Source organism: Gemmatimonadota bacterium, assembly GCA_016719105.1.
Taxonomy (GTDB): Bacteria; Gemmatimonadota; Gemmatimonadetes; order Gemmatimonadales; family Gemmatimonadaceae; genus SCN-70-22.
Genome location: JADKAQ010000031.1, coordinates 24,283 through 36,498, shown reverse-complemented (window position 1 = coordinate 36,498; position 12,216 = coordinate 24,283). Strand labels below are relative to the sequence as shown.

8 protein-coding genes are annotated in these 12,216 nt (G+C 69.6%); 5 read left to right on the top strand and 3 right to left on the bottom strand.

All coding sequences use genetic code 11. The features are described from left to right. Positions 1–127 precede the first annotated feature (127 nt). The 4 genes from IPN47_22895 to IPN47_22880 all read left to right on the top strand — a co-directional run bounded on the left by IPN47_22895 (position 128) and on the right by IPN47_22880 (position 3,601). Positions 128–1,492 carry a hypothetical protein gene (locus tag IPN47_22895; GenBank protein MBK9410844.1) on the top strand — a complete coding sequence of 455 codons (1,365 nt, stop codon included), beginning with the start codon at positions 128–130 and terminating at the stop codon, positions 1,490–1,492. 154 nt (positions 1,493–1,646) lie between these two features. After that, positions 1,647–2,417 (top strand): hypothetical protein, encoded by a 771-nt coding sequence (locus tag IPN47_22890; protein ID MBK9410843.1) that lies wholly within the window; start codon positions 1,647–1,649, stop codon positions 2,415–2,417. A 12-nt stretch (positions 2,418–2,429) separates the two neighbouring features. Continuing rightward, positions 2,430–2,930, top strand: a complete 501-nt coding sequence (gene lspA / locus IPN47_22885; protein MBK9410842.1) for a signal peptidase II — start codon at positions 2,430–2,432, stop codon at positions 2,928–2,930. Beyond that, a complete protein-coding gene (locus IPN47_22880) occupies positions 2,927–3,601 on the top strand; it encodes a thioredoxin family protein (protein ID MBK9410841.1) in 675 nt (224 codons plus the stop codon). The genes lspA and IPN47_22880 overlap by 4 nt, the downstream gene beginning before the upstream one ends. Position 3,602: 1 nt before the next feature. Here the strand turns inward: IPN47_22880 and IPN47_22875 are convergent, their stop codons facing one another. Together IPN47_22875 and IPN47_22870 are read right to left on the bottom strand one after the other, a co-directional pair. Beyond that, positions 3,603–4,910, bottom strand: coding sequence for an amidohydrolase (locus IPN47_22875; protein MBK9410840.1), 1,308 nt, complete (start codon positions 4,908–4,910; stop codon positions 3,603–3,605). 336 nt (positions 4,911–5,246) lie between these two features. Beyond that, the gene (locus tag IPN47_22870; GenBank protein MBK9410839.1) at positions 5,247–6,722 is read right to left on the bottom strand and encodes a DUF2083 domain-containing protein; all 1,476 of its coding nucleotides are present in this window, start codon (positions 6,720–6,722) and stop codon (positions 5,247–5,249) included. Positions 6,723–7,115: 393 nt separating this feature from the next. Here IPN47_22870 and IPN47_22865 point away from each other — a divergent pair, with 393 nt between their 5' ends. After that, on the top strand, positions 7,116–9,134 hold the full coding sequence (locus IPN47_22865) for a PAS domain S-box protein (GenBank protein MBK9410838.1): 2,019 nt from the start codon (positions 7,116–7,118) through the stop codon (positions 9,132–9,134). Here the strand turns inward: IPN47_22865 and IPN47_22860 are convergent. Next, the gene (locus tag IPN47_22860) at positions 9,131–12,130 is read right to left on the bottom strand and encodes an efflux RND transporter permease subunit (GenBank protein ID MBK9410837.1); all 3,000 of its coding nucleotides are present in this window, start codon (positions 12,128–12,130) and stop codon (positions 9,131–9,133) included. The two genes, IPN47_22865 and IPN47_22860, sit on opposite strands and share 4 nt — an antisense overlap. Between the last annotated feature and the right edge of the window lie 86 nt (positions 12,131–12,216).

The following is a 12,216-nucleotide window of genomic DNA, read 5'->3' as shown; positions in this document are numbered from 1 at the left end:
CCGCTTCAACGCGCCGCCGGCTGCGGTGCGACCCACGTCGGGTGCGCGCCCTGCGTCCGGAGCGCGTGTCGCGGCGGAGCGCCGGCCACGTCCAGGCGTCGCCCGCTTCTGGTGGCTGGTGGGGGGGATGCTCGCGCTGGGCGCGCTGCTGCAGTCGGCAGAGGCGCAGCGCCCCGCGGTGGCGACGCGCCGCGCCCACGACTCGGCGCTGGCCGTTGCGACGGCCGACAGCGCCTGGGCCCGCATCGCGCACACCTTCTACGACACCACCTTCCGCGGCCAGGACTGGGCGGCGGTGGGGCGCACGGTGCGCGACCGCGCAGCCCGCGCCGAGGGGATGGACGAGGTGCGCGCGGCGATCGAAGCGATGTTCGCCTCGCTCGGGCAGTCGCACTTCGCCCTCGTCCCGTCGGAGGCGGTCGCGTCGTGGAGCGACGCCCCGGTCGATGGCGAGTCGTTAGGCGACGTCGGGCTCGAGTTCCGCTATCTCGACGGCGTGGTGATCGTGTCGCGCGTGGTCCCGGGATCGCCCGCCGACGTGGGGGGTGTGCACGCGGGCTGGATCGTGAAGACCCTCGGTGACCTCGACGTCGCCGGTTTCACCAGGACCCGCTTGCAGGTGCCGGCGGGGAGCGCGCGCAAGCTGGCGGAGTTGCAGCTGCCGCTCTCGCTGATGTCGCGGACGCAGGGGCGCGTGGGCTCGGTGCTGCGCGCCTCGTTTCGTGATGGCGAGGGGCGCGAGCGGACGCTGGCGGCGGCGCGTCGCCCGGTGCAGGGCGAGATCGTGCGCTTCGGCCACCTCCCGCCCCAGGTCGTGCGCTTCGAGACCCAGCGCTTCACCGACGAGCGCGGCTGTGTGGGCGTGGTACGCTTCAACGTCTGGATGACGCCGGTGATGCCCCGCCTCGACGACGCCATGGTCGAGTTCCAGCGCTGCCGCGGGATCGTGCTCGACCTGCGCGGCAACGTGGGCGGGGTGGCGGCGATGGTGATGGGCTTCGGCGGCTACTTCGTCGACACCGTCACGTCGTTAGGCACGATGACCACGCGCGCCACGGCGCTGCGCTACCTCGCCAACCCGCGCCGGAGCGACCGGCGCGGCGCCTCGCTGGCCCCCTTCGGCGGGTCGCTGGCGATCCTGGTCGACGGGCTGTCGGTGAGCACCAGCGAGATCTTCGCGGCCGCCATGCAGGTGGTGGGGCGCGCGCGGATCTTCGGCGAGACCTCCGCCGGGCAGGCGCTTCCCGCCATGCTCGCCCCGCTCCCCAATGGCGACGTCATGCAGTACGTGGTGGCCGACTTCACCGCGCCGGACGGCCAGCGCATCGAGGCCCGCGGGGTCACGCCCGACCATCGGCGCCCCCTGCGCCGCTCCGCGCTCCTGGCCGGACGCGACGAGGCCTTCCTCGACGCCCTGGCGTGGGCGGGCGGGGCCCCGGTGACGGCCACGACCACGGCGGCCGATTCCCGTCCGGTCGTTCCCAAGCGCTAGGGCAACCGGACTCCCGGTCCGCGAAAACTCCTGCAACTCGCGCCGCCCGACGTCCGTAGGATCCTGCACGAACGCCCCCGTTCCGGCACGTGTTAGCTTGTAGTCGGGCGCCGGTTGGCTGTCTGGCGTTCACCCACACTCTCGGAGATTCCGAATGTCGACTGTGTCCCTCCGTTCGCCGCGCGTCGTGCGCGCGCTTGCGGCTGTGCTCATGCTCCCCGTCGTTGCCTCGGTTGCCAGCGCGCAGGCGCTTCCGCCGGCCAAGGACCTCATCGCTCGCTGGGCGAAGGAAACCAACGCCGAGGGGTGGAAGAGCCACAAGTCCTCGCGCATGAAGGCGGCCTTCGACCTGCCGGCGATGGGGATGAGTGCGAACATGGAAGTGGTGACCGTATTCCCGAACCTGATGGCGTCGAAGACCGAGATCCCCGGGATGGGGGAGATGCGCCAGGGCTTCAATGGCGACGTGGCGTGGATGATCAACCCGATGCAGGGGCCGTCGCTCCTCACCGGGCCGCAGCTCGACGCGGCCAAGGAAGACAACGACCCGAGCAACTACTCGCGCATCTCGCCGGCCATCGTCTCCAGCGAGACGGTGGAGAAGGCGACGTTAGGCGGCCAGGAGTGCTACAAGGTCAAGCACACCTGGAAGTCGGGGAAGGTCTCGTTCGACTGCTTCGCGGTCGCGGACGGGATGATCACCTGGTCCAACGCCAAGTCGGTGACGCCGATGGGTGAGGTCGAGACGACCCAGACCTTCGCGGCCTACAAGGACTGGGGCGGCGTGAAGCGCGCCACGACCACGACGATCGACCAGATGGGGCAGCAGATCGTGATCACCGTCCAGGCCTACGAGTGGGACACGGTCGACGCCAAGGAGCTCGAACTCCCGGCCGAGATCAAGGCGCTGGTCGAGAAGAAGTAGGCGGGGCTGGCTGTGAGCCCCAAGACGCGCTGGTTCTGGTCGCTCGCTGCCACCGTCCTGGTGGGCGACGTGGTGTCCAAGCGACTGGCGGAGCAGGCCTTGCAGCCGATGCACGTCCCTCACGAAATCGTGGGGGACGTGCTGCGTTTCACCCTGACCTACAACCGGGGAGCAGCGTTCAGCATGTCGCTGGGCGAGTACTCCCGCTGGGGCTTCGCCGTCATGGCGACGATCGTCCTCGTCGTCCTGCTGCGCAGCCTGGCCTCTACCCCGGCTGGCGATCGCTGGCAGGGGGCGGCGATCGGGCTGGTGTCGGGGGGGGCGCTCGGCAACCTGATCGACCGCCTGCGGCATCCCAACGGCGTCGTCGACTTCATCGACATCGGCCTGGGCGACGTGCGCTTCTGGATCTTCAACGTGGCCGACATGGGCGTTACGTTCGGGGCGATCATGCTCATCATCGCGATGCTCAAGACGCCGGCCCAGGCTCCCCCCACCGAATCGGTCCTATGATCGCGCTCGTCCATGCGGCACTCGCGGCGACAGCCTGCCTCGCCTCGCCGGTCGCGGCGCTTCCCGGCCATCCGGTCGTCGTCGCCGCGGTCGCCTATCCGTCAGCCGCAACATCGGCGGTCCCCGACACCACGTACCGTCGCTTGTTCGAGGGCGGGGCCACGATGGAGGCATTCCTCGGCGCGGCGAAGGCGCGCAAGGAACAGTGGGCCGCCAACTACGCCCGCGGCGCCGTGGCCGACGCCGTCCTCGCGCGTGCGCGCTCGGCCCCGGGGCCGTGGAAGCTCCTCGTCGTCGCCGTCGACGGCTGTTCCGACTCGGTCAACACCGTCCCCTACATCGCGCGGCTCGCCGAGCAGGTGATGGGGGTCGAGCTGCGCATCGTCGACAACATCGTCGGCCGCGCGGTCATGGACGCCCATCGCACCCCCGACGGACGCGGTGCGACGCCCACGGTGATCCTCCTCGACGCCAACTACCAGGAGCGGGGCTGCTTCATCGAGCGCCCCGCCGAGCTGCGCGACTGGATCCTCGGCAGCAAGGGGAACAAGGCCGACAAGGAGATCTTCGACCACAAGATGTCGTGGTACGACGAGGACAAGGGGACCAAGACCGTGTCCGAGATCGCCGAGATGATCGAGGCGGCAGGGAAGGGGGAGGTGAAGTGCTGACCTACATCTTGGGCTTCGAGCCCATGGCGAGGTAGTCGATCGCCAGCGAGGAGAGCGCCTTCACCCCCGGCACGAGCGCCGCTTCGTCGGCAAAGAAGCGCGGCGAATGGTTGGGGGCGATCTTCGCCGGGTCGGTCCCCTTGGGCGTGACGCCAAGGAAATAGAAGACCCCCGGGACCTTCTTCTGGAAGAGCGAGTAATCCTCGGACGTCGTCGTCTGCCGCCCGATCTCCACCTGCGCGGCGCCTAACGCACGACGCAGCGTGGGAGCCATCGCCTCGGTGAGCGCCGGGTCGTTGTACGTGACCGGCGTCCCGGGCGTGATCACGACCGTCGCCTTGGCGCCGTTCGCGTCGGCCATCGCCGTGACGATGCGCTGGAAGCGGACCAGCAGCGAGTCGCGCGTCGGCTCATCGAAGGTGCGAATCGTCCCGCCGAACTCCACGGAATCGGGGATGATGTTGTGGCGCACCCCGCCCCGGATGTAGCCCACGGTGACGATGGCCGGCGTGAGCGTGAGGTCCACCTGGCGCGACACCAACGATTGCATGCTGGTGATGACCTGCGACGAGACGGTGATCGGGTCGATCCCGTTCCAGGGGAGGGCGCCGTGCGTCTGGCGGCCCCGGATCACGACGCGATAGGTGTCGCTCGACGCCATGAGCCCCCCCGAGCGATAGACGATCTTCCCGGTCTCGAAGGGGAAGACGTGCAGCCCGAAGATCGCGTCGACCTTGGGGTTGTCGAAGACCCCTTCCTCGAGCATGACCGCGGCGCCGCCACGCTCCCCGACCGGTGCTCCTTCCTCGGCGGGCTGGAAGACGAAGACCACGGTCCCTTGCAGCTGGGCCTTCATCCCGCTCAACAACTCGGCGACCCCCATGAGGATGGCGACGTGGTTGTCGTGCCCGCAGGCGTGCATCACGCCGACGTCCTGCCCGTTGTAGGTGGAGCGCACGGTCGACTTGAACGGGAGGTCGACCTCCTCCGCGACCGGGAGCGCATCCATGTCGGCGCGCAGGGCGACCACGGGGCCGGGCCGTCCGCCGCGCAGGATCCCCACCACGCCCGTCTTCGCCACCCCGGTCCGCACCTCGATCCCCAGCGCCTTCAGGTGCTCGGCGACGAGCTTGGCGGTGCGGAACTCGCGGTTGCCCAGTTCGGGATTCTGATGAATGTCGCGCCGCCAGGCGACGACCTTGGCCTCGAGGGCGTGGGCGCGCCGGTCCACCTCGGCGTCGAGCTTGGTAGGCGCCTGTGCGGAGAGCAGGGCGGGGGCGAAGAGCAGGGGGATCAGCGTTAGGCGCATGGTCAGGTGCCGGGCGTGGTGGGGCCTTGTTTCGCTACCGCAGAGAACACAGAGACAGTACGAGAACGCGGGGGGGATGGTGCAGCGTTGAATCCGGCGCGCGTCGTGCGGAGGAGAAGCATGACACGGAGGTACACGGGGGGAACACGGGGGTTCACGGAGGCGAACAACAGCTGAACGGCATGATCGTCCAATGGCGCCAGTCCGCGAGAGGGAGAGGAGGATCTGATGTGCGGGCAGATGCCTCGCCACAAGGAACTCCTCCGTGAACCCCCGTGAATCCTCCGTGAACCTCCGTGAAGAGCTCTTGACCTTTGGATACGTCGCCAGCACCACCTACCGCCCCTCCCCCACCCGCCCCACCGGCGCGAAGAAGTTCACCCCGCGCACGTTTTCATCGATCGACAGCGCCCGCTGCAGCGACGGAAAGGCCCGCGCCTCGCAGCTGATGCGTTCGCAGGTGCGGCAGGTGATCCCCACCGGGACGGCGGCGTCGATGTTGGTGAGGTCGATGCCGTCGGCATAGACCACGCGACGCGCTGAGGCCAGGTCGCAGCCCAGGGCGACGGCGTACATCACCGCCGGCGTGCGGAAGTCACCCGAGTGACGGCGCACCGTGCGCGCCACCGAGAAGAACGCCGTGCCGTCGGGGAGCCGCGACAGTTGCGTGCGGAACATCCCCGGCTGGAGGAAGGCCGCGTGCACGCTCCAGAGCGGGCAGAGCCCCGAGAAACGCGGGAAGCGCATGCCGGCAGGTGCAAACTTCTTGGAGATGTTGCCGGCGATGTCCACGCGCACCATGTGGAACGCGACCCCCTCGCTCCCCGGCTTGTGCAGGTTGGTGAGGCGATGGCACACCTGCTCGAACGACGCGCGGAAGCGATGCCCCAGCAGCTCGATGTCGTAACGCAGCTGCTCGGCCGCCTCGAAGAAGTCATCGTACGGCATCAGCACCGCCGAGGCGAAGTACGAGGCCAGGGCGACGCGCGCCAGGGAGCGGCTCTCGTCGGTGGTGAGGTACTGGTCGGCGGCAATGCGGTCGAGGGTCTCGCCGCACTCGAGCAGGCCGATCTGGTGTGCGAGCTGGAAGTTGCGCGAGCCGCGGCGCAGCACCTCGGAGAGCGACAGTTCGCGGCGCGGGGCATCGTACCGCCGCACCGCCCCCTTCATCTCGGCCACCGTGCGGATCGTGACGCGCACGCCGTGCCGGGCTTGCAGGTGACGGGAGAGGGAACCGAACAGGTTCTCGCGATCGATCGTCGCCTCGCGCCAGAGCCGCGCGGCTTCGCCTTCCAGCTCGGGGAAGTAGTTCTTGTTGCGCTCGAGCAGGTCCGAGACCTGTTCGCTCGACAGGCGCACGCGGCCGATGGAGGCGAGTTCCTGCGACATGTCCTCGCCGCCGCCATCCTGCGTGTCGGCCATGCGCTGCGCCATCGAGTCGAGCGAGGTGCGGCTCGTGGTGTACGCGTGGTGCAGCCGCACGACAGCGCGCGCGAGTTCGGGGGCCGTCTCGGACAGCTCGCGGATCTCGCGCGGGGTGACCGGGTGATCCTCGAAGAGCGGGTCGGAGAAGACTTCGCCCAGATCGGAGGCGAGGGGGGCGTCGGAGCCGGCGGCGAGGTCGCGGAGCTCGAGCCCGAGCACCTGCGCGAGCTTGAGGAGGAGGACCGTGGTAAGCGACCGGCGGTCGTGCTCGAGCAGGTTGAGGTACGACGCCGAGATCCCCAATCGCTCGGCGAGCGCCGCCTGACTCAGGTTCTGCTCCAGTCGGGCCGCCCGGATCCGGCGCCCCAGTCGCAATCGATCTGACATGCGTCCTCCTCGCTTTACCGACTTTTCAATTTACTGAAAACGTTACCATTTACTCTAACAGCGCCCTGGGGGCCAAGGAAAGCGCCGATCGGTTCCGGAATTCGCCCCAGGCCCTGCATGGCTGGGAGCGTGGGAGGGGGGGAGAGGAGACGCTCGGAGGGGCGCAGGAGACTGAGGAGAGCGCAGGAGAGCGGGGGAGATCGCGGGGGGCAGGACAGGGCGGGGGGCGCAGGAGGCGCGCGGTGGCGCGGACGCGGGGGCGGTCCCGCGACCACGCGGCGACCGGACACGGAGGGGATGCGCGGCGTCAGAGAGACGGGGGCGGCGCCTCAAGAAACGCCAACCGAGGCCGACAATTAGGGGACCGTAACCTCTCGCGAGACGCCGCCAGACATGCCTGTCCCGATGGAATCGACCGAGCGGGCGCTCGACCCCTCGCCGCTGAGCGACGCCGCCAGCCGGGCGATGATCCAGGCGATGAGTCACGGCGCGATGATGCACGATGCCGACGGGCGTGTCGTGGCGTCCAACAACAGCGCCGCGCGGATCCTCGGCCTCTCCGCCGCCGAGCTGGTCGGCACGACGCCGCACTCCCCCTGCTGGAGCGCGGTCAGCGAGGACGGCGCGCCGCTTCCGCCTGAGGATCACCCGGTGCTCGTGACGTTGCGGACCGGCGTGGCGTTCAACCAGGTCGTCATCGGCTTCCCGCGCCCCGGGGGGCGGCGGGTCTGGATCTCGCTCAACACGCGCCCCATTCCGGCCGACGACGGCGAGGGGGTCGGCGCGGTCGTCTGCACCTTCAGCGACTTCACCACGAGACGCGAGGAGGTCGCGGAACTCGAGCGGCAGGCGCTGGTCGCGCGACGCACCAACGACGCGGTGATCATCACCGACGGCGTGGGGCGCATCGAGTGGGTCAACGCCGCCTTCCTCGCCATGACCGGCTTCGGGATGGACGCCGCCGTCGGGCGCACCCCCGGCGAGCTGCTGCAGGGGCCCGAGACCGATCCCGAGACGATCGTCGAGATGCGCGAGGCGCTGCGTTCGGGGAACGGCTGGCACGGCGAGGTGCTCAACTACCGCGCCGACGGCAGCGCCTTCTGGATCGAGCAGACCATCGCGCCGGCGCACGACGGTGGCGGGCAGATCACGCACTTCGTCAGCATTGCCCGCAACATCTCCGGGCGCCGCGAAGAGGCGCGCCGGATGTTCCAGCTCTCGGCGGCGGTCGGCGCGTCGGTGGACGGGGTGGCGCTGATCGATTCGTTCCAGGACTTCCGCTTTGTGAACGATGCCTTCGGGCGCATGATGGGGCACGAGCGCGGCGAAGCGCTCGTGGGCAAGTCGTGGCGCACGATGTACGACCGCGAGGCCATCCGGCACTTCGACGCCGAGGTGATCCCGTACCTCTACATGCACGATCGGTGGCGCGGCGAGATCCTGGCCAAGCGGCGTGACGGCTCCACCTTCCCGCAGGAGCTGTCGGTGACGCTGCTCTCCGGCGGCGGGATGGTGCTCGTCACGCGCGACATCTCCGACCGCAAGGAGGCCGAGGCCGAGCAGGCGCGGCTGACGGCGATCCTGGAGGCGACGCCCGACCTCATCGCCATCGCCTCCATCGACGGCGACGTCCCCTACCTCAACGCAGCAGGGCGGCGCATGATCGGGGTCGGGGCCGACGTGCACCTCACCTTTGCCGACATGTTCCCGGAGTGGGCGCTGCAGGAGGTGCAATCGGTCGGCGTTCCGTTCGCCGTGGAATACGGGGCATGGAACGGCGAGACCGCGCTCCGCACCGCGGACGGGCGGGAGATCCCGGTGTCGCAGGTGATCATCGCGCACAAGGGGACGCAGGGCGAGGTGGAGCACCTCTCCACCATCATGCGCGACATCACCGAGCGAAAGGAGGCCGAGGATGCGCTGCGCAAGATGTCGTTATGCGACCAGCTCACGGGGCTCTACAACCGGCGCGGCTTCTTCATGCTGGCGCAGCAGCACCTCAACGTCGCCCGCACCAATCCCGGGCACGCCATCCTGCTGTACTTCGACCTCAACGACTTCAAGCCGATCAACGACACCTACGGGCATGCCGCGGGTGACGAGGCGCTGAAGGAAGTCGCGGCGATCCTGCACGAGACCTTCCGCGACTCCGACCTGTGCGGACGGCTGGGGGGAGACGAGTTCGTGGCGCTGGCGGTGAACTGCCTCGATCCCACCGGGCAGGTGCTCGTCAACCGACTGGACGAGCGCATCGCGGCGCACAACGCGCGCGAGGGGCGCCCGTTCAAAATCTCCATCGGGCGGGGGGTGGCGCGCTTCGACCCGCACAACCCCAAGAGCCTGCAGCAGCTGCTCGACGAAGCCGACGCTCGACTCTACGAGGACAAGCGGGCGCGGAAGGCGGCGCGTTAGGCGCTGCGCCGGACCTTCCGCACCAGTAGGGCCGGCAGGATCACCATCGCCGCCAGCGTCCCGGCCAGCGTCCCGCCGGCCGTGGCCAGGGCAATCGCGCCAAAGAGCGTGTCGGTCTTCTCCCCCACCGCCAGCGGGAGGAGCGAGGCGAGCGAGGCCAGCGTCACCAGGACGATCATCCCCGAGCGGTCCACCGCCGCGCGCAGTGTGCGCAACGGAGTGAGGCGGTGCAGCTGGCGATTGACCGTCCCGGCCCGGCGGCGCTGCAACGCGGCGTCGATCATCAGGATCGCCTGGTGCACCGCCAGCCCCACCACCAGGATCACCCCAACCGCGGCTTCGCGCGTGAAGGCGGCCCCGGCCATCCAGAACGCCGCGATCACCCCGCCTAACGCCACCGGGAGCGAGAGGAAGACCATCGCCGCCCCCCACACCGAGTCGAAGACGATCGCCACGGTGAGCAGCACCAGCGTGACCCCGATGGCGAAGACGAGCCACAGCCCCTGCTCGCTTTCGTCTGGCTCGAAGAAGCCGAAGCCGGCATCGGCCGCCGAGTAGCCCGGCGGGACGGAGATCGACTTCATGAAGGCATCGTGCGTGCGCTGCGCCAGCTTGTTGGGGCCGCGGAACTCGTACGCCACGATGCGCACGTACTGCTGGTCCTCGCGCGAGATCGCGCTCAGCGCCTCGCGCTCGTCGACCGCCGAGAGCGAACCGATGGTGACGGGGGCCCCGCCGGGATTGGGGACGATGGCGGCGCGCAGGTCGTCGAGCGAACGGTCGCGCGCCCCCTTCGCCTTGACCGTCACCGGAATCTCGTCACCGCCGATCTCCAGCAGCTGGCGACCGACGGGGCCGCGCACCTCGCGCGAGACGGCACGCGAGAAGTCGGCCGCGGTCACGCCGTAGCGCTCCAGCGCGGCGCGATCGGGTTCGATGGTCACGGCGTACGCCTTGCCCGTCGAGAAGAACGACGACGAGTTGATGTCGACGTCGCGCACGCGCGGGATGCGCTCGAGTCGCTCCTTGAGATCGAGCGCCAGCCGCTCGACGCCGCTGAAGGAGTAGCCGAGGATCTTGATGCGGAAGGTGGCCGATGACACCCCGCCCATGCCTGACGAGAAGCCCGGCCCCTGCCCGCGCACCGAGATCGACGCCCCGCCGATGAACACGGCGCGCTGCGTGAGCGCCTCCTCCAGCTCCTGCGGGATCGCCGAGTACTCGGCGTCGCGCCGGAAGAGGACGCGCATCCCCGCGCCAAAGCCGCCGTAGGTCTGGGCCGTGACCTGCTCCACCCCAGGGCGCCCCACCACCTGCGCCTCCAGCTCGCGCATCGCCGCGTCGAGCGACGCGGGGTCGGAGCCGCGGGGAAAGTTGACGAAGGCCGTGAGGGTGGTGCGTTGCTCGCCGAAGCCGCTGAACGAGAGGCGCGGGACCTTCTTGATGAACCCCCACGTCAGCACGCCTAACGTGGCGACGGTGAGCGAGAGCGTGACCCAGCGCCAGCGCATCACCGCGAGGACCAGGCGCGCGTAGGCGCGGCGCGAGCGCGGAAAGGCCGCTTCGTGCACCCGGTGCCCGCGGGCGAGCGCCGGGATCATCACCACCGAGGCAATGAGCGACCACCCCAACGCGATCGTGAAGGCACTGGCAAACGGGACGAACGCGGCGCGGGCGTTCCCCTGCAGGTACAGGAAGGGGAAGAGCACCACCGCGGTGGTGAGCGTGGCGCCGGTGACCGCCGGGGCAATCGCGCGCGCCACGCGGGCGCGATCGTCCGGCGTGTCGGGGACGGTACCCAACCGGTCCATCACGATGAGCCCGTCCTGCACCAGGATCCCGACCCCCATCGCCAGTCCGGCGAGCGTGAGCAGGTTGGCCGGAACGTCGAAGACGTACAGGAGGAGCGCGGTCCCGGCCACCGAGACCGACGCCGAGAGCATCACCAGGCCCGTCCCGCGCCAGTCGCGCAAGAGGGCGAGCAGGACGACGAGCACCAGTCCGAAGGCGATCGAGCCGCGAATGAGCAGGTCACGCAACTGCTTGGCCAGTTCGACGGAGTCGTCGTACACGACCTGCAGCTTGACCGCCGTCGGCAGGCGCCGCTCGATGTCGTCGAGCGCCTGCTTCACGGCGCCGGCGGTCTTGATGGCATCGGCGCCGGCCAGGCGCGACACGCCGATGGCGATGGCCGGCTGCCCGTTGATGCGGAAGAAGAAGCCGCGGGCGTCTTCCTCCGGACGCACCGAGGCCAGCGACCCTAACGCGAACGGCTCGCCGCCGCGCCCGAGGATCGGGAGGTTGGCCAGGTCCTCCACCGCCTGAGGCTGGTCGCGTAGCACTACCGGGCGTTCGGTGTTGCCGCGCTGCTCCTTCCCCAGCGCCTGCACTACGCGCGCCCCGGTGAGGGCGTCGCCTAACGCCTGCGGCGAGATCCCGAGCTGGCGCAGCAGGGCGGGGTCGTACGTGACCGAGACGCCGGGCTCCGTTCCGCCCTGTACGCTGATGTTGCCGACCCCCGGAACCGCACTCAGCCGCGGCTCCACCTGCTCGTCGGCGATCTTCTGCAGCGTCCCGGCGGTGTAGGGGCCGGAGATGGTGAGGGTGAGGAGGTCTTCCTCGGACAACTCCTCGGGGACGTAGTTGCTCACCCGCGGCGAAGTGACCCCCGGCGGGAAATCCTTGCGCAGGAGTTCGATGCGCTCGAGGATCGAGAGGCGCGCAATCTGGACGTCGGCGTTAGGCTCGAGCTCGACGGTGATGCGCGACCCATCCTCGGACGACTCGGAGCGTGTCTTGCGCACCCCACGCACCGACTGGATCGCCGCCTCCACGGGCGACGAGACGTACATCTCGACCAGCTCGGCGCTGGCGCCCGTCCACGTGGAGGTGATCGAGAGGCGCGGCAGCTCGATGGTGGTGCGCGTGGCGAGGGGGAGGCGGGTGAACGCCACCAGCCCCGCCAGCAGCAGCGTGACCGCGGCAGCCCATACCACTGCTGGGCGGGAAACGGCGGCCCTTATCATGGGGCCTGGAAGACGGGAAGACGGGAAGACGAGAAGAAGGGAGGGCGGGAAAAAAG